11 protein-coding genes are annotated in these 19307 nt (G+C 62.3%); 6 read left to right on the plus strand and 5 right to left on the minus strand.

Annotation, left to right across the window (positions count from 1 at the left end):
• Positions 1–34: 34 nt before the first annotated feature.
• Positions 35–6208: a carboxypeptidase-like regulatory domain-containing protein gene (locus tag ROI90_RS00515; protein WP_315996381.1), complete on the minus strand. Its 6174-nt coding sequence runs from the start codon at positions 6206–6208 to the stop codon at positions 35–37.
• A gap of 159 nt (positions 6209–6367) precedes the next feature.
• Here ROI90_RS00515 and ROI90_RS00520 point away from each other — a divergent pair, with 159 nt between their 5' ends.
• Positions 6368–6646 carry a hypothetical protein gene (locus ROI90_RS00520; RefSeq protein ID WP_315996382.1) on the plus strand — a complete coding sequence of 93 codons (279 nt, stop codon included), beginning with the start codon at positions 6368–6370 and terminating at the stop codon, positions 6644–6646.
• A 173-nt stretch (positions 6647–6819) separates the two neighbouring features.
• Positions 6820–7065, plus strand: coding sequence for a hypothetical protein (locus tag ROI90_RS00525; protein WP_315996383.1), 246 nt, complete (start codon positions 6820–6822; stop codon positions 7063–7065).
• A gap of 116 nt (positions 7066–7181) precedes the next feature.
• Here the strand turns inward: ROI90_RS00525 and ROI90_RS00530 are convergent, their stop codons facing one another.
• The 3 genes from ROI90_RS00530 to ROI90_RS00540 all read right to left on the minus strand — a co-directional run bounded on the left by ROI90_RS00530 (position 7182) and on the right by ROI90_RS00540 (position 11863).
• Positions 7182–9422, minus strand: coding sequence for a hypothetical protein (locus ROI90_RS00530; protein WP_315996384.1), 2241 nt, complete (start codon positions 9420–9422; stop codon positions 7182–7184).
• Positions 9423–9842: 420 nt separating this feature from the next.
• Positions 9843–10952, minus strand: coding sequence for a DNA polymerase beta superfamily protein (locus ROI90_RS00535; RefSeq protein WP_315996385.1), 1110 nt, complete (start codon positions 10950–10952; stop codon positions 9843–9845).
• A 134-nt stretch (positions 10953–11086) separates the two neighbouring features.
• Entirely contained in the window at positions 11087–11863 is a 777-nt protein-coding gene (locus tag ROI90_RS00540) for a nucleotidyltransferase domain-containing protein (protein ID WP_315996386.1), read from the minus strand.
• A gap of 126 nt (positions 11864–11989) precedes the next feature.
• Between ROI90_RS00540 and ROI90_RS00545 the strand changes: the two genes are divergently transcribed.
• The 3 genes from ROI90_RS00545 (at position 11990) to ROI90_RS00555 (ending at position 15815) form a co-directional block, all read left to right on the plus strand.
• On the plus strand, positions 11990–13699 hold the full coding sequence (locus ROI90_RS00545; protein ID WP_315996387.1) for a M28 family metallopeptidase: 1710 nt from the start codon (positions 11990–11992) through the stop codon (positions 13697–13699).
• 28 nt (positions 13700–13727) lie between these two features.
• The gene (locus ROI90_RS00550; protein WP_315996388.1) at positions 13728–14582 is read left to right on the plus strand and encodes a hypothetical protein; all 855 of its coding nucleotides are present in this window, start codon (positions 13728–13730) and stop codon (positions 14580–14582) included.
• 192 nt (positions 14583–14774) lie between these two features.
• A complete protein-coding gene (locus ROI90_RS00555) occupies positions 14775–15815 on the plus strand; it encodes a S41 family peptidase (protein ID WP_315996389.1) in 1041 nt (346 codons plus the stop codon).
• Between the two features lie 159 nt (positions 15816–15974).
• On the opposite strand, the gene ROI90_RS00560 is transcribed toward ROI90_RS00555, so the two are convergent.
• Positions 15975–18713: a polynucleotide kinase-phosphatase gene (locus ROI90_RS00560; RefSeq protein ID WP_315996390.1), complete on the minus strand. Its 2739-nt coding sequence runs from the start codon at positions 18711–18713 to the stop codon at positions 15975–15977.
• Positions 18714–18755: 42 nt separating this feature from the next.
• Here ROI90_RS00560 and ROI90_RS00565 point away from each other — a divergent pair, with 42 nt between their 5' ends.
• Entirely contained in the window at positions 18756–19301 is a 546-nt protein-coding gene (locus tag ROI90_RS00565) for a hypothetical protein (protein WP_315996391.1), read from the plus strand.
• Positions 19302–19307: the final 6 nt, after the last annotated feature.

A 19307-nucleotide genomic window follows, 5' to 3' on the forward strand; every position in this document is an offset into this window, starting at 1 on the left:
AAGCATGACTGTTCCTTTTACCTCATCACCCCCATTATTTAATAACCGCCTGCTTGCTGGCCGAGCGACCAAAGCGGGTGGGGAAATACATAAGCTCGGCCTTGGCGGGGTTGATGGTGTAGCGGCCCCGGTAGCGGGGCTGCAGGGCTATGCGGAATGTATGATGGCCTACCGGCAGTACATCCATAAAAATGCCCACCTGCTGGCGCAGATACTCCCGGTGTACTTCAAAGCTGTTGCCGCGTGCCGGCTCCCCGTAGGAGCAGCCGGCCGGAATAAGCACTTCCAGCAGCACGTAGCGGGCCTCGGCGGGCACATCCACGGTTACTTCCAGCTCCACCGGCTGGCCCGCCGCCAATTGCACCCGGCTGCCCTCCTGCCCGGCCAGCCGGGTGCGCACCGTGAACGGAGTGGCCACGGCGGCCGGCGCAGGGTTCCAGAAGGATTGATAAGCCGTGGCGTACACCGGCATACCGCCCTGCTTGCGGAGTGTAATGCCGCCCCCGGCGGCTGACACCGTCGCCTCAAACGGGAACTTGCCGACTTCCTGCGTCAGCCCCCCGCTCAGCCGGGCTTTGGCCATGAGCCCGCCGCTGGCGGGCACTACCAAGTCGGGGCCGATGGTAGCCAGCACCTGAGCCGACTCATAGGTGCTGGCCCAGTGGCCCTGCTGGCGGCGCTGCTGCAGCAGGTAGGTCCGGAGGCGCAGCAGTTCCCGCTCCTGCTCGCCCTGGGCCCGCAGCAGGCGATACGCCAGCAGGGTGTTGCCCAGACGGTCGGTGAGCAGGTAGCGGTAAAAGGTGCCAGTGCGCAGGGTATCAGCGTAAAAAGTGCCGCCCAGCTCGGTGTGCAGGCGGTAACGGCGCAGGGTATCCAGCTGGTACGGCAGGCCCAGCTCCTGGCGCAGCAGCGTGAGGGCCAGGTAGCGGTCCAGGGGTTGGCGGCCGCGCTGCTCCTGTTCTATTCGCTTTACCAGGGTCGGGAAATCAGGTTGGGCGCCGAGGCGGTACAGCAGCTGCAAGAGCCGGATCCGGTCGTCGGCGGAGGTGAAATATGCCGGGGCCGCCTGGCTGGCGGCCAGGCGGCGGCGCACGGCAGCATCGGCAAAGGCCTCGTCCAGCTGGCGCAGCAAGTACAGCCGCAGCGAAGCCTTGTCGAGGGGCACTTTGTAGCCCTGCTGCTCGGCGGCCAGCAGGGCTTCCAGTACGTGCAGGGTAGCCCAACCGCTTACCGGCGAAGTGGCCCAGGTACCCCACAGCCCCTCGGGCTGATGGCGGCCCCTGAGCAAATGTCGAATCAGGCGCTCCACGTTGCGCTGGCCGGTAAATGGCTGCTGCATACTTTGCCGGATGCGCTGCTCCAGCAACAGGCCCTGGAGCTTGGAGGCGGCCTGCTCGTTGCAGAGGTAAGCGTAGACCTGCAAATGCCGGATTTCCTCCAGCAGTACGGGCAGAGGGTCACTTTCCAGACGCACCGTTACGGGGCCCAGCTCCGGCCGCACAGGCAGCGTCAGGGTGGTGTCGGCGGCGGAAAGCACCGTGAAGGTACCCACCCGCTCCCGGGTACCGGCGGGCAGCACCGGCAAGTGGCGCAACTCTCCGTCCTGGTAGCCGTTGGGCTGGCTCAGGCTGAAGCTCACGGTCACGGAATCGGCATCAATGGGAGCCGTGAAAGTGAGCGTATCCAATACGGAGGTGGTTACGCGGTGCGCCTGACTACGAGCCAGTCCCTCGCCTAACCGGAAACTGGTGGTTACTTGGGCGGTATCGGGCAGGTAGTTGAGCGTTTTGCCCAGCACCTGGGGCCGGTCGCCCTGAATCAGGAAACGCGGGGCCGCCAGCTCCCCCATCAGGGCCTTAAAGGAGCGGAGCTTCTGGGTGAAAGAGCCCGTGCGGGCGTGGTTGTCGGAGGCCAGCACAAAGGTATCCCAGCCGGTAATGTCGTCGGGGACAATAACCTCGGTGCGGGCCTGGCCCTGGGCATCGGTGAGGAGCGTAGGCCGCCACCAGCCCACATCCGAAAACCGCTGCCGCAGGGACAGGCGCGGGTCGCGCCCGGCCGTGAGTGGGAGGCCATCGGGGCCCAGAGCGGCTGGACCATCATCCGTCAACCCCGCCGCCGGCCGAGCGGTAACGCCATTTCTGGTGGTGATGATGATGACTCCATTGGCTGCCCGGGAGCCGTACATGGCCACCGCCGACTCGGCTTTGAGTACCTGGGCATTGGCAATATCTCCGGGGCTCAGCTTGCTCAGGTCACCGCTAAAGGGCAGCCCATCCACGATAACCAGGGGCTGCCCGCCGCCGCTGGTGCTGCTGATGCCCCGAATCCGGACGGTGGCGCTGCCGCCGGGCGCAGTCTGGATAACCACGCCTGCTACTTTGCCCTGAAGCGCCAGTTCTACGGGCAAACTTTCCACGGAGGCAGCTTTGAATTTTCCCCCGGATATGCCATAACCAGTGACTACCACTTCACTGAGCGCCTTGGAATCAGCCGCCAAGCTTTCCTGGATATCCTGACTGTCAATCTGCCGCTCCTTGGTAACGTAGCCGATTGAATTGATTTGCAGCACACCGCCATCCGGAGGCGTGGCCAGGGTAAAACTACCATCCGAGTTGGTGCTTACGCCGTGCGTAGTGCCTTTGAGCAGCACCGTCACGCCGGGCACGCCCTCGCCGGTAGCGCGGTCGGTGATGCGGCCGCGCACCACTATCCAACCGGGTTGCGGCACCACGGCTACCGGAGCAGCGGGCGGAGCCAGCCGCAAGGGTATAACCGCCGGGGCGGCAGTGCGCCTATGGCGGTTTATTTCCAGCTCTATCTGCCGCAGAATTGCCTGCCGGACGGCTCCGGTGCGGAGCTGGTCCAGGGAATCGAGCTGCACGTAGGTAGTGCCGTTGGCCTCCACCCGGATATCGGTGGACGGAGCCAGCACGGAGCTGTCGGCCAGCAGCAGGGCCAGGCGGTAGCGGCCGGGCACCAGGCCCTGCACGGGCGCGGGCAAATAGCGCAGCAACCGCCGAAACGCGGGCTTACCAGGCTGAGTGAGCAGGGTAAACTGTACTGCCGGCCACTGCTGACTAGCTAGCTTACCCCGGGGCGCGGGCAGGCGCACGGCCAGCCGGCCCTGCCCCACCGCGGTACCGCTAGAGTCGGGTAGCAGGGGCACGCGCACCGGCGGCTGATAGTAATGGGTGGTCGGCTGCGGACGCAAGTCAGCTTCCGTGTAGGCAAAATCAGTGAAGGGCAGCTGGGGGAAGGAGGCCGCTACGTCCAGGTTATCGGCCGCATCATAGGTAGGGGGCAGACTGCGCATTTTGAGCAGGCCCGGGGTGAAGGTGTAGCGGTAATTCGGCTCCCGCAGGAATTTTAGGCGCAAACCGTCGGAGCGGCGGAGCAGCACCGAATCGGGCCGGAAAGGTCCCCCAAGCAGGGTGGTGCGGTCATCGGCGTACCAGCGCGGAACGGTGGGACGGTTGGGCAGGTAGGGCCGGCCCGCGCCCAAGGGCTGCAGGCGGTTGCCCTGGCGTAGCAGCAGGCGCTCCTGGTAGCTATTCCGGTCAACCACTAGCAGAAACCGCCGCAATTCGGCCTGCTCGGCGGGCGTAACCGGACCCAGCTTTTCTACCGTGAGGCCGGCGCAGGGCTGGTTGGGGTCGATGCTGAGCGTGAGCTTGTGCAGGTGGCGCAGGTGCACATCGTGCAGGGTAATGCGCCGGTCGGGCGTGCGGATGGTGATGGCGTGGCGGCCACTATCGGCTACCAGGGCAAAAGGCTCCTCGGCATTCACCCGCGCCACGTACACCGGCAGACCATCCACGAATACGGCCACCGTAGGCTGCACCCGACCCGAATCGACCACGAAGGGCGCTACCTGGGTGATGCCGCCCGGGGCGGGGCGGTACTCGTAAAATGCACCGTACTCGGGGTAGAGAAACTGGTAGAACCGCAGGGAATCGAGGCCCAACCGCTGCCGCCATGCGCCCCAGGGCAGAAGCTGGCGGACCGGCTGGTCGGGCGTGTTCTCAAAGCCCGCACCCAGCCCAAACCGCCGCCGCGACACCCGCCCCACTACCGCCGGCTCAAAGTTGGGCAACTCGGGCGCGGCAGGCTTTTCAAATTTACTGGTATAGGCGTAGGCGGTGAGGTCGGCGCGGGGCACGGGGCGGCCGGCCCCGTCGCGCACGGTATAGCGCAACTGCACTCGTTGGCCGGGATATACCACTTCGGGCTGCTCGGCCTCCACCAGCAACTGGTGCTGGGGCAGCGGCACGTTGTACTCCACCGACTGCAGCTGCCCGCCCCAGAAATAATGCAGGGAGGCAAACCAGGTTTCGGGGCCCGGGGCCGGCAGGTGGCGGACTAACTCGGTAGCCAAGCCGCGCTCCACCAGGGTGTTGCCCCGATACAGGTAGTACCAGAACGGCAGGCGACGCGGGTTGTCCACGGCCAGGGTCAGCGAATCGGGGGTGCGGCCGGAGCGCAGCAGCAGCTCGGCGTTGTCAGCGGTCAGTTCCAGCTCATCCGTGCTGCCCTGGGCATCGAGCAGCTGGTAGCGGGTGGCGCGGGGGTTTACGGGCCAGGCCAGGGGCAGCAACACGGTTTCCCGGGTAGTTTTTTCGAGCTGGCCGGGGTTGAGGACCGTGGTCAGCAGGGTGGCGGGCCGGGGCGGACCGGGCGCCGCGGGCTGGTAACGGGCCACCACTGAATCCTGGCGCAACTCCAATTGAAGCTCCCGGGGCTGCTGGGCGTAGCGCACGGTGGCCTGCTGCTGGCGTCGTTCATTATCCCCGTTCAGAAACACGGCCTGTACCTGGTAGGTGAGGTTGGCGGCCGGTAGCACCGAATCGGGCAGGTTCAGGCGGGTTTCGCCGGTAGCGTCCAGGGGTTGGCTGCGGGTCCAGAGCGTATCGGGCACGAACACCTGCCGGCCGGCAAACCGCTCCACGCTGGTGGGCGTCACGCTCAGCCTCACCCGGGCGTCCAGTAGGTTCAGCTCGTTGGCGTCCTGGCCTCGCAGAAACAGAGCCTGGGGCGTGCCGGCCCGGTGGGTTTCCTGCCCGGCCCGGAGCGTGTAGCGGGTGGTTTTCAGCTCGTAATCTTCCAGCCGAAATTGCTGCGAGGCCAGCGTTTTGCCATTGTCCCCCGACTGCTCCAGTGTGAGGCGCACAAACTGGTCGGCGCGCAGGCCCAGGGTATCCAGCAGCGGCAGCACGTACTCGTAGGAGCCGGACTGCACCGGCCGCAGCACGGCCAGGCGCCGGGGCCGGTGGTCCTGGTCGGGGGTGAGGTAGAGCTCCAGGGGGCGGCGGTAGGGCCGGCCGTGGCGGTGCAACACGCGGGCCTTCAGGCGCAGGGTATCGGCCTGGGGGCGGTAGCGGGGCTTGCTGAGTACCAGATACGCCTGCCACCGGGCCCCGCGGCGGTTTGCCCGCTGCTGCTGGCGCTGCTCCCGCACACCCTCACTGAAGGGGGAACGAAGCAGGCCCAACAGGCCAGTATGCACGTAGGAAACGTGCCGCAGCTGCCCTACCAGGTTGCGCACGGGCCGGGTAAGGTAGCCCAGCGGAAACCCGAACACGGCCCGCTGGTATACCCGCCGCCAGCTCAGCGGCACGGGCCCGCGCCGCGGCCGGAACGGAAATGTTTGGGAGAGGCTATGAAACGTGGTACGCCCGCCCTGCTCCACGGCCAGCAGCCCCGGCCGGGCCCGCCCACCCGCCAGCCGGTAGGTTTGGGTAGCCGCATCGAAGGGCACACTCCGCCTCCGGGGCAGCCGCAGCTGAGCATCGGGCAGCAGGCGGCCCAGGGAGTCGCGCACCAGCAGCGTAAGGTCTACCTGGTTCTCCAGCACCGTTACCTGGCGGTTGGTGCGGGCGTGCAGCCAGAACACCAGTTGGGGCCCGTCGGCGTGGGCTACCAGGTAGTAGCCCAGCGGCAGGGCAGCCAGCCGCTGCCGGCCCAGGGTGTCGGGCGCATCAGTGGGGAAGGAATCAACGGGCTGGGTGAAGAACTCGGGCCGGGCAGCCGACAGCTCCCGCTCAAACAAATAGCGTGTTTGGGCGTCGGTGAGGCGGAATACTTTGGTGAAATAGCTCTGCTGGCGGGCAGCGGCCAGGCGCGCCTGGGCCAGCCCCGGCACCGCACTTTGCAGGCAAAGCATCACCCCTATAACCATACACCAAAACGGACGTAACACTTGCTTCATAGAAGTAGGCGAAATAGGATTTCTGCCTGTCAGATGCGCTTCTTTGCCAGTTTCCACAATCCGTTCAGTATTTTTTTTGCGTATTCCTGGTATTCTGGCCGAATACTTGCCGCTAAGGGCCGTAACTTCGCCACCCGTTTGCGGCTTACCCCTTCCTCTATGCCCCGACTTTTTTTACTTCTCTGGCTGATGCTCATGGTCTTGGTAGACGTGGGCCCGGCATTGGGCCAGGCCGGCCCGGCGGCGCGCGCCAAGATGCGCGGTAAAGTGTACGTACACCGCCCCAATTACCGCACCTATAAAGGTCGGAGCAGCAAAATCCGCCGCAAGCGCACGGTGCGCTACCGCCAGAAATGGTACCAGTTCTGGCGCCGTCGGAAGAAAGCCAATACGCCTACTCCGCAACGCTCCCGTAACCAGACGATTGGCGGGCAATAAGGCGTAGACAAGCAGACTGAAACCGGCCTTTCCTTTCATAGCAGAGAGGGAAGGCCGGTTTTTCGTGTTCCTGAATTTTCTTCTGTTCAGCTTGCTACCGGGCCATCCTCCAAGCAGTACAATTTTTATTCACCAGGGGAGTTATCCACCCACACGCTAACCCGTTTTGGCCTATGACCCGCTTCCTGATTCTGGTTTTTGCCTTGCTGATACTAAGCGGTGGCCCTATTCCCACGGCCGAAGCCAGCCGGCCTACCCGCTACGCCCGGGCCAAAATGCGCGGCCGCAGCTACACGCACCGGCCATTTTACAAATTGTATAAGGGCCACAAGAAGAGCAAGAAGCGTCTGGGCGTGTTCCGGAAGAAAGCCCGCACCGACCAGTCCACCTACAAAGTAGGCCGCCACTCTACGCGGTAGTCGGCAGGCAGAAAACGTCACCGTCGGCGCGAGGCGGTACACCAAGCAACCGATAGGGTCTGGTGTACCGCCTCGCGCCGACGGTTTTGGGGAAGGAGTATGCTGCCAAAAACCGGCTAATCAATTAGCAGCTGCGCAACGGCGGCCGGGTTGCGGGCCCACTCCCGGGTGTAGGCCTCGTCGGCGGCTTCCGGGGTTTCCACCAGTTGCAGGCCCTGGGCCTCCGCTTTGAGGTGAAGCAAGGCCCCCACACTGAGCTTGGCTTCGAGCCGCCGCAACAGAGCTTCCACGGCGGCCACATCCAGGTTGCCGGTGAGCTGGCCGGCAAACGGCATTTCCAGCCAGATGATTTCCCGCCGCTCCACCGCCAGCACGCCAAATACCAGCCCTTTGCTTAGCCCCTGCGTTACGCGCACCTGGTGCTGCACGCAGGAGGGGTCGTAGGCTACGCCGCTGCTATCAATGCGCATGGGCTGCTCATTGCTCATCCAGCCCACTACTAGGTTGGGGGCCAGGGCGCCGTTGGTGTAGGCGTTGCAGGTGAATACCACGTACCGGGCCCCGGCCTTCGTCAGCTTCGGCAAGTCCAGCTCGATGTACTCGGCCGTGCCCACCTGATTCGGAATGTGCTGGATGTCGCCGCTGTGCTGGCAGCCGGTGGTGGTGAGTTGGTTGAAGGCGCAGTAATCCATCCGGTTATCGTAGGCCACGCGGCAGCTCAGGTCCATATCCAGGTGCTGGGCGGGCAGGCCGGCACCCCACTGCAAAAACAGCCGCACGGCGTCGCCTTCCACGGCAAAGCGGGTGCCCATCAACGCGGAAGGCAGATCCTGCACCGTTTCGCTCCGGTCGCCAATAGCCACGGGCAGGTAGTGCAGCGTGGGGTCAATGAAGATGGTGCGGGTAGTGGTAGCCTGAGCCGCAAAACGGCGGCGCATCGCCTCCAGGGCCAGCCCGGTTACCTGCTCGCGCATGGCGGCCAGCTGGTCGGGCTCGTAGAGGCTCAGCAGATGGTTAGCCGGAATCCGCTTCCCTACCCCGCCCAAAGGCTTTACTGTCCGCTCGTGCCGGGGGTCGAAGTAGGTTTCCGCGTACATGTTGAGCGTGAACAGCAGGCGGGCGGGCACCTGGTCGAGCACCTCGGCAAAGGCGGCCACCACCGGCTCGGGGCCAAACCAGAGCATATTGGCAAACAGGGAGCGGGCAAACAGGCCCGGCCGCTGTTGCAGCAGGGCCAGCGTGCGGGTAGCATCGGTGCGCAGGCGGGCCTGCTGCACCTGCCCCTGCCACACCGGGTAGTCCTGGCGGTAGAATCGGTCGAGAGTTTCGCGCAGGCGGGCGCGGCCGGCGCGCTGGCTGTACTCGGCCAGGCGCAGGGCCCGGATAAAGCGCACCCACATGCCGCGCTTGGGGTGCATGATTTCGCACTGCTGCACCGGCGACTGGGGCAGCGCGTTCAGCCAGTCGGCCACCATGGCGGCGGCGCGGCGGCTGTATTTCAGCTTGAGGCTGGCTAGGGCCTGCGCGCCGGCGGCCGTGCTCTGGCTTAGGGCGGGGTGCAGGTTGCGGCTGTTTTTCTGCTGCCGCTGCCGGATGGTTTTGGGCTCTACCAGCTGCAGAAATCCGGTGTGCTTAAACCAGAGGTAGCGCAGCACATCGGTGGGCGACGAGAACAGCGGCTGGGCCAGCGCGGGCTGCTGCCGGGCCACGTAAGTGTCGATAACGACCATGCGGGTTTCCTTCATGGCAATGGGCACCTCGGCAGGCAGGGGCAGCACGGCCAGCAGCAGGCGCAGGCTGTCCTGTTGGGTGGCATCGAGGGCGGTTTTGCTGGTGAGCAGGCTGCGCAGAAAACTCTCTGCATCGGCCTCATTCCAGAGTTCCAGCACTTTCAGCTTGCTTCCCTGCCCATGCAGCTTCAGTTGGGCCGCTTCGAAGGGGGTGCCACAGAACGGGCAGCCGTTGTAGCGCTCCAGCGGAAACGTATTGGGCGGAATGAGGTGGCCGCAGGGCAGGCGCGTGCCTTTGTAAGAGGGAAAGAGGTTAGCAAACCACGTGAGCAGGTGGTCGGCCCACGACTCGCCGGTGGGCACGTCCCAGCCCTTCACCAGCGGCATCCAGCTTTTGCTAACGCCCATTACCTCCCGAAACACCTCCAACAGCCGGGCCTGAAAGGCCGGGGTAGTGCCCTCCAGCGCCCGCAACAGCGGCTCCGACACGCCATAGCCCAGGCGGGCCAGGTTGGCCACCAGCCCCGCCGTGGTGGGCGAAACGGTAGCGGGAGTTGACGTTTGCACCACGGCGGGTACGTACACGGCCTGCTGGCGCAGGCTCACTTTCAGGAGTTCCTCTTGCATAACAGGTAAAGCGGCCGCGTGAAACGAAGCGGCGACAGAATAGAAAAGTGAAGCAGGCCGGACTCGAACCGGCGACCCAAAATGAAGTAAGTTCAACTGGTCCCGGCAGGCGGTAAGGGCCGCGCTATTTGGGCTCGAACCAAAACCCCGAAGGGTCTAACGAAGAAGTAAGCGCGGCTTGACCGCCACGGATAATTGCTGAACTAGCTTTTGCTCTACCACCTGAGCTACTGCTTCAATATAACACTCTGACCAGCTCGGAGCCCAAAAGGCCAGGTAAGTAAACAGCTATTTTCGTGACAGGAAGTGAAGTAAGCTGTTTTTGACCTGGCTTTTTCGGCTCCGGTCTGGCAGAATATCGATAATACGGGCAAGATAGGCAGCTTTACCCTACTGTCCGTATCGGCAACTGCTGTTTTTTCAGGTAGCATACGCCGCGTACCAGGCCCGGCGCACCTGCACCAATAGCGCCTCGGCGGCTTGGCGGTCGGGGGTTTCGGGCAGCATGGACTTGGCAAATGCTGCTTCTACCTGCTCTACCAGCGCATCGGCTTCCATCACCAGCTGCTCGTACTCAAACTCGCCCCGGCGGATTTGCAGCAGGAACTCCCGGTCGGGGCGGCGGACGTGCAGGCGGCCGGTGCGGGCAATTTCCTCGGCCATGCGCAGCAGCCGAAATACGTGCAGCATGTTCTTGGAATCGTAGTTTTTGCCGTGCTGCACGGTGTTCTGGTACCGCTCGGGGTTACGCTTCTGCTCCCACTCCTTGTACTCCCGAAACACCCGGCAGTAGGTGCTGTAGCCGTTGCGGTTGAAGCTCAGATACGCCACCGGCTCCTCCCCTTTCGGCACCGCCGAGAGCAGCACGTCCTGGGAGGTTTCCACGTCGCGCACCAAGCCCCGGTAGCCGTGGCGCTGCTCGGGCGTTTCATCCACAAATACGGCGTACAAGTCGGTGAGGTGGTTTACGTTGGCCAGGCCGCACTGCGCGGCCGCGTAGCCCCGCCACGCCAGCCAGGTGGCTACCGGCTGCGCGCCCGCGCCCACCGTCACGTAGCAGAAATCCAGCACCGATTTGCGGGCGGGCGGCTCGGGGTGGTTGATTTTCTTGTTGAGCCCCCGTGCCTTCCGGATTTGGGCCACGGCGTACTCGGCGAAGCTCTGCCGACACAGTTTGGAGAGGAAATTCTCGGCCCGAAACGCGGCAAACAGCGGGTGCCGGTACACCACGCAATCCTCCGGAGTGCCCAGCAGCTCCAGCACCGTGGGGTTGTTTTTAAGCAGCAGCTCCACAAAACGGCGCAGCTCATAAAACACCTCGTCGTTGGTATCGTTGGCCACCTGGGGCACATAGTCGAGGCCGTAGAACTCGGTTTCGGGCAGGATGAAAACGCCTTTCAGGTCGGTATCGGAGTGGGGCAGGTTGGTGCCGTAGGCGCGGCTGCCGCTGATGGCTTCAAACAGGATGAGGCCGCGCTGGCGCAGGTCGGCTATCTGAATCACGGAGTTGGAAGATTTATCGGATTGCACGAATTTTGTAAACGGGGGTATAGATGGCAGCCTCAGCCCCAGTGCTTTCCCTTTCCAGAGGGGGCGCTCAACCATGAGTATCCCCTCATGTCGGCTGGCACCCCTCTCTTTTGGAGAGGGGCCGGGGGTGAGGTCTATGGGCGCGCCTCGCCCCGCAATAGCCACGCCCGGAACAGCGCATCCAGCTCTGGCGTAGGGTTAGGCAGCTGCTTTATGGGCAGCGTTTCGCGGGCAGTTAAGGCTGCTTCGTACTCGGTTTGCAGATATTCGATTAGCGCGGTTGGTCGGGGCACGGTGGTTTTCTCGTCGGCGGTGGCTTTGCGGGCGAGCAGCTCCTCTACCGGGCCGTTCAGCTCGGGCGGCAGCAAGGCACGCAGCTTGCTGAATTCCATGGGTGGCACCTCGGTGGGGTGCTGCTCAATCCAGCGGGCAGCCAGCGTAGAGCGCAGCGCGTAAAACAGCCGCTTCAGCCGCACCTCCTCGCCGGTCAGGTCATCGAGCACGCCGCGCCGCATCAGACCGATGTAGTGGTGTAAACCGGCCCGCGGGTTCCAGCACATCGGCAGCACGGGCGCCAGCGCCGCTTGAAACCCGGTCGCCTCCCGGTACACCACCGGCGACTGGAGCCACTCGAAAAGCGCCGCGTTGGAGCCGCGCAGCAGCTTCAGGGCCTTGCGCAGCTCCCAGCCAGCCAGGTCCAGCTCGTCGTCCACGGGGAAGTTGAGCGTGTCGGGGCCTTCGTCCAGGGTAAGGTACCAGTCGGCGGGGTGGCAGTAGATAAAGCGCACGTCGTAGTCGGAATCCGGCGAAGGAAAGCCCCAGGCCCGGCTGCCCGACTCGCAGGCGTACAATACGCGGATGTTGTGCGTGGCTTCGAGCTGGCTGAGGGCGGTTTGGATACGGGCGTGCACGGGCAGGATGGGTAATAGAAGGCGGTAATGACAGAATTCGTACCCGAATATCTAGTACTATTGGGAAACAACCGCCGTTCGGCTCAGCCAGTGGCCGGTTTACGCCAGCTCCCCGCACCACACGCTATGCCATTCTCCTCTTACTACCAAGCCCATCTGCTCCCGGCCACCCTCTTGTTCGGTCTACTTCTAGCTGGCTGCCAGTCGAAGCCAGCGGCCACCGAAACAGCTACTGTAGCTGCCCCAGCTGACGCCTCGGATACCGCTGCCGCCATCGGCGCGGCCAGCATCAGTAAGTATCTGCAGGCGGTTTCCTCGGATGAGATGCTGGGTCGCAAGCCGTTCACGGAAGGCGAGCAGCGCAGCACCCAATACTTGGCCGATGAGTTCAAGCGCCTCGGCCTGCAGCCCGGCCCGAACGGCACGTATTTCCAGCCAGTGCCGCTGGTGGAAATTACGGGCACGTCAGGGGCTGTGCTGCAAATCCAGGGCACCGGCCAGCCGCTGCGTTTTCAGTACAAGACCGATTTTGTGGCCTTCACCCAGCGCGAGCAGGCCGAGGTGAAGGTGACTAACTCCGCGCTGGTGTTTGCCGGCTACGGCGTGGTAGCCCCCGAGTACGGCTGGGACGACTACGCCGGCCTTGATGTGAAAGGCAAAACCGTGGTGGTGTTGGTGAATGACCCCGGCAACGCGGGCCAGGGTTCCACCCTGTTTAAGGGCCGGGCCATGACCTACTACGGCCGCTGGACCTACAAATACGAGGAAGCCGCCCGCCACGGCGCCGCCGGCATCCTCATCGTGCACGATACCAAGCCGGCCGCTTATCCGTGGTCGGTGGTGCTGAGCGGGGCCATCAGCCCCAAGCTGCGCCCCCAAACCGCCAATAAAGGCGCCGACAAGTGCGCCCTGGAAGGCTGGCTGACCCTGGACGCGGCCAAAAAGCTGTTCCGGGCCGCCGGCCAGAACTACGAGCAGCTCTACGCCGCGGCCAATACCAAGGGCTTCAAGCCGCGCGCATTGGGCGGGCTCACGCTCACGGGCAGCATCCAAAACAAGCTGCGCCGCCAAACTTCGCGCAACGTGCTGGCCGTGCTGCCCGGCACCACCCGCCCCGGGGAGTACATCATCTACTCGGCTCACTGGGACCATTTCGGCATCGGCAAAGCCATTGCCGGCGACTCCATCTACAACGGAGCCGTGGACGATGGCACCGGCCTGGCCGCGTTGCTCAGCATTGCCGAAGCCTTCCAGAAAGCCCCGCAGAAGCCCCAGCGCAGCATCGTGTTTCTGGCTGTAACGGCTGAAGAACAGGGTTTGCTGGGCTCGGCTTACTACGCCCAGCACCCACCCTTCCCGCTCAACAAAACCGTGGCCGACCTGAACATGGACATGCTCTGGCCCTACGGCCCGATGAAGGACCTCACCGTCATCGGCTACGGGCAGTCGGAGCTGGAGGACTACGCCCGCGCTGCCGCCAAGGAGCAGGACCGCTACGTGCTGCCCGACCAGACGCCCGAAACCGGCATGTTCTACCGCTCCGACCACTTCAACTTTGCCCACGTGGGCGTGCCCTCCCTCTACGCCTCGGGCGGCTTCGAGAGCCGCACCGGCGGCAAGGCTAGCATTGCCCAGCAGCGCCAGAACTACACCACCACCATGTACCACAAGCCCGCCGACCAGTTCGACCCTAGCTGGGACCTCACCGGCATTGCCCAGGATGCCCAACTCTACTTCCGCGTGGGTCAGCGCCTGGCCTCGGAAACCACGTTCCCCAAGTGGCGCGAGGGTTCGGAGTTCAAGGGCGCGCGGGACAAGAGTATGGGCGGGAAATAGTTACATGCATTGCTTTAGCACACCAGCTTTGAAATATCTACGAATTATCCTCCTTGTATTTTGCGTACAAGCCTGTTCCTCTCCAAAAGATACTACTCCACCCGCAGAACGTGAGCCCGCAGAACTATCTGCTTTCTTACCTCCACCCAAACCAAATCCCTACAAATTTTTCAAGGCTGATCGTACTGATACTGCCTGTCTTGCTGAGTTGCAAAAGGCACAGCAGGATTTTCTAAAAAACAAATTGGTCTATGTTTCTGCTTTTGATGGAGGTTTTGAACGCTATGATGATGAACTAAAGGAAATTCTTAGCGAACATAACATTGTCTATGAACCCATTGGAATGAACTGTATAGGGTATAATATGTGCTATGGTCATTATATGGATAGCATCATTATTCAGAGACATGGAAACCGGTTTCTAGATAATATGCGACGAAAAGCCGATCAATTATACCTTTCCAGATGGGCTACTAAGACATATAGATCTTTCGGCGTTGATATTGCCCCAGATTATTGTGCAATGCAGCCTGAGCAATATATTCTAAGCAAGTTATATATGCCTGCTAATTGGGATAATAAACCAATGACAAATTGGCGTCAGTTCATTATGCTGGACGTACTCATTGATAGTACCGGCACTGTTTCTTTGGTTTCTTTTGATACAGCTTCTAATTTGAAAAAGAGTAATCAGAAACACCGGGCTTATTTCAAAAAAGAAATAGCAAGAATCATACGCAGTATGGGTCGCTGGCAGCCTGCTATACTAAATAGTCATAAAGTTAAATGCTGGCAGTACATAGATGTAGATCTAGACAAGGAAATTGCCGAATCGCCGCCTGTGATTCTTCCTAGGTATGTCAGAAATCCAAACAATTATTAAACTTATTCTTTAGGTGCTAGGGAGCTTGCGAATCAAAATACATTTTTGATCTGGCGTATTCATGCAGCGCTACGATACCGCTTTCTACATCTATATCAACCGCGCATTGCATCATCTCTCATAACGAAGCCCCTCTAGGCAACAACTCACATCCTCAGCCAACCCTACCGGCCGAATCCGCATCTTCCCGGCATGAAATACCTATTGCTCGTGACCTTATGCGCGGCAGCTACCTCCGGAGCCCGCGCCCAAACTACCCCGGCTCCGCTTCCTGATTCTGTACAGGCGTTCCTAGACAAGAGCCTGACGCTGCTGGAAACGTACTCGTTGGAGCGCAACGCCGTAAACTGGCCCCAGCTACGCCAGACGGTGCAGCAGAAAGCCCAGGGTGCGCAGTCGGTGCGGGCGCTGCTGCCGATTTACCCGTTTGTGTTCGAGCAGCTCAAGGACGACCACGGCTGGCTCACCCACAAGGGAAAAACCTATAAGTGGCGTAACCCCGCCCGCACGCCTTATGCCAATCTTGCCGTAAAAGCGGCCCTGGCGAAAAAGCCTGGCGTGCTGGTGAAGATGCTGCCCGGCAACATTGGCTACGTGCAACTACCGGGCATCAACGCCGGGGGTAGTCTGCAAGCCATGCGCGACGCGGCCCTGGTGGTGCAGGATTCTTTGTGCCGCCTCAACCCCGATAAAGCCAAGGCCTGGATTATTGATTTGCGCCTCAACGACGGTGGTGCCATGGCCCCCATGCTGGCCGGCCTCGCCCCCATCATCGGCGACGGGCACCTGGGCGGCTTCGTGGACAAAGACGGCAAGCCCGACCAGCAATGGTACCTCCGCCAAGGCAATTTCTACATGGATACGATGCAGGTTACGACGCTGCAAAACCGCTGCCCCGTGCGCCGCACCAACAAGCCCGTGGCCGTGCTACTCAGCGGCATGACAGCCAGCTCGGGCGAAATCGTGGCCATCAGTTTGCGGGGCCGGCCCGCCACCCGCTCGTTTGGGGAGCCCACCTACGGCGCTACCACCGCCAACGAAAGCTACCGCATCAGCGGCAGCAGCTACCTCACCATCGCCGGCATGCAGGAAACCGACCGCAACAACGTGGTCTACAAAACCAGCCTCACCCCCGACGTTCCCATTGCCGGCGGCGACAATTTCACAGATATAGGCAAAGATGCCAAAATAGCAGCGGCGCTGAAGTGGCTGAAGAAGCAGAAAAGCCGGTAGCACGCCGTTGCGGGGCATGACTAAGCCATCAGAGCGGTGTAGAGACGCGTATTCGCGTCTCATCGTTGCTGAAGTTGTTTGCTTCAACGATTGTCGTTCAACGATGAGACGCAAGTATGCGTCTCTACAACGTGCTGACTACGCCACCCCCAAACGCACCTACAGCCGCGGGTCCACGGCTTCGCTTTCCAGGGCCAGCACGCCGAATACGCACTGGTGCACTTCGCGTAGCGGGGCGCCGGCCACGAACCGTTCCAGGCCTTCTACTCCGAGGGTAAATTCGCGCAGGGCGAGGTTGCGCTTGGATTTCACGTTTCGCTCGCGCAGGCGCTCCAGATTGCCGGGCAGCAGGTAGTCGGGGCCGTAGATGATGCGCAGGTACTCCCTGCCGCGGCACTTGAGGGCGGGCTGCACCAGGGTTTTCTGGCCCGTGGGGATGAAATCGTAGGGCTTGACCACCATACCTTCGCCGCCGGCCGCGGTGAGGTCCAGCCACCATTGGGTGGCGGCTTCTACGTCGGCAATGTCTTGCAGGTGCACCACACGGTAGGGCGTGGCCCGGAGCAGACCTTCATCGGCCAGGCAAATAGCGCGCAGGGTTTCCATGTGCCAGGCGTGGTCTTTGTCGAAGTAGGTGCGGCCCTCGGTGGCGAGTAGGTGGAACGGAGCCAGGCGCAAATCGGCGAGGCTGTCCACAGGCCAGCAGTAACGGCGGTAGGCTTCGGCGTAGTGCTGGGCAGCAGTCTGGCGGGCACTGGTGCGGGCCAGCAGGGCCTCTACCCCATCTAGGCCGCGGCTGGCAGCCTGGGTGAGTGCGGCCACGGCTTCGGGCAGGGCGGCGGTGGCGGCGGCGGCCACGGCGGCGTACTGGTCCTTGATCAGCTGCTGGGCCTTGGCCGACCACGGCAGCAACTCGGCATCCAGACAGACCCACTCGGTGCCGAACCGCTCCCAGAAATTGTTGGCCGTGAGGGCGTCCTGCAGGCGCGTGAGGAAGGCGGCTTCCAGGTTGGAGTCGGTGAAGAAGTTGCGGCCGGTGCGGGTGTACACCTTGCCCGGACCTTCACCCACCACCCCAAAGCGGCGGCGGGCGGCGTTCTCATCCTTGGCCAACACCACCACTACGCGGCTGCCCATGTGCTTTTCCTCGCACACCACCCGCTCCAGCCCCTGGCGACGGAAGTACTCGAAGGCTTCGGCGGGGTGCTCCAGCATATCCGGCAGCGCAGAGGTTTCGGAGGGGCTCATGGTGGGCGGCAGATACAGCAGCCACTTCGGGTTGAGGGCAAACCGGCTCATCACCTCCAGCGCTGCCACCGCGTTTTCCTCCCGAATCGTCACGGACGGCAGCAGGCGCGTTTTGATGATCTGCTTGCCCGTCACGTCCCGGATGTCGAGCAGGTCGTCGTGCTGTTGCTGGGCAGAAAGATGGTTGTTGGTTGCTGGTTTTTCGTTGTTGGCTTCGGCCAGGCGGCGCAGGTAGTCGAGGGGGCGCACCGGCTCACAGTACACCTGCTGGGCGGGCACCGAAACCAGCTCCCGCTCGGGGTAGCGCAGGGCGGTGAGGCGGCCCCCGAATACGCAGCCGGTGTCAATGTCGATGGTGTTGTTGAGCCATTCGGCATCAGGGACGGGGGTGTGGCCGTATACTACGGTAGCCCGGCCGCGGTACTCGGATGCCCAGTTGTAGCGCACCGGCAGGCCAAACTCGTCGATTTCGCCGGTGGTTTCGCCGAACAGCGCGAAGGCCCGCACGGCGCCCGAGCCCCGGCCCTGCATTTCCGCACGCATGCCCGCGTGGGCCACCACCAGCTGGCCCCCATCCAGCACGTAGTGGCTCACCAGTCCATCCAGAAACTGCCGCACCTGGCTCTTGAACGTGTCGGACTCGGCGGCCAGCTGCTGCACCGTTTCGGCGAAGCCATGTTGCTCGTTCACCTGCTTGCCGCCCAGGTAGCGCAGCAGCTTGATATCGTGGTTGCCGGGCACGCACAGCGCCTGACCGCCCTGCACCATGCTCATTACCAGCCGCAACACCTGCGGCGAGGCCGGGCCCCGGTCTACCAGGTCGCCGAGGAAGAGGACCTTACGTATTGCCTCACCCCCCGGCCCCCTCTCCTTCAGAGAGGGGGAGCCATTTTCGGCAACCATTAAATCGTCCGGCTCCCCCTTCTCTGAAGGAGAAGGGGGTTGGGGGGATGAGGCAACCCGCGTCACCCGTACGCCCAAATCCCGCGCATCCGTTACGGGCGTTTCTTCCACCGCGTAGCCCAGCTCGGTGAGCAACTGCACCAACTCAAGGTAGCAGCCGTGCACGTCGCCGATAATGTCGAAGGGGCCGGTATCCTGCTTGCGGTTGCTGTAGAGCGGGTCGCGCTGAATGGTTTGCACGGCGTCCACTTCCTCGGGGCCGCGCAGGTGATAGATGTGGCGGAAGCCTTCCTGCTTGAGCGTTTTGAGGCTGCGGCGTAGCTGCTGGCGCTGCTGGGGCACCACGTGTCGGCCCAGGTGCTGCCGTTCGGCGCGCTGGCGGTTGCGGTCCTCGGCCAGGCGGTCGGGCACGTCCAGGATGATGGCGGTGGGCAGCACGTGGTAGTCGCGGGCCAGCTGCACGAGGGTTTTGCGGGCTTCGGGCTGCACGTTGGTGGCGTCCACCACCGTCAGCAAACCGCGCTTCAGGCGCAAACCCACCAGATAGTGCAACAGGGCAAACGCCTCGGGCGTGGCCGACTGGTCGTTTTCATCATCGGCCACCAGCGCCCGGCACTGGTCCGACGACACGATTTCGGTGGCCGAAAACAGCCGCCGCGCAAACGTGGATTTGCCGGCCCCGGAGGTACCGATGAGCAGGACGAGGGAAAGCTCGGGGAGTTTGAGGGAGGTAGTGGAAGAGGACATTTGCTATTGTATATCTTTGGAGCTATCTACTAGTTTACAGTTATGAAAATCAATAGGAAGTTTAATACACTCACTTATGATGAGTATGTCCATCTCATCGAAAACCACAAGAAGTATACTGACTTTAATACACTTGGCCTGTTTCGGGCCATTATGGAAAGCACAAAGCTAACCGAAGAACAGAAAATAGAAATTAGAACCTCTGCTACGGCCGTCTTCTTCAAGTCCTTTGAGTTTCTGCAACTAAAAGACCCAGTAACTTATTTTGAACTGACAACTCTGGGCCAGAACCTCACAGCAGCAGACAAAGAGCAGCGCTGGACTGATATCCGCATTACCCAGCAGAAAATTCTGAAAGACAAAAGACTACAGCACCGGAATTTCGGCACCTATTCCAAGCATCTCTGCCCCTACGACACCTGCCCATTCAACGGTCTAATGGTTCGGCAAGGCTCCCGCTTGGCGGAAAGAGCAATGTATTTCTGCTCAGACCAAAACAGCTATGCTCAACAAGTTAAATCTGAGCGACGCAAGCAGGAGCGCAGAACCACAAAGCGGATTATTGCCGAGCATTTAGACAGCGAGTAAATGTAT

The sequence above is a fragment of the Hymenobacter endophyticus genome (assembly GCF_032464715.1).
GTDB classification, from domain to species: domain Bacteria; phylum Bacteroidota; class Bacteroidia; order Cytophagales; family Hymenobacteraceae; genus Hymenobacter; species Hymenobacter endophyticus.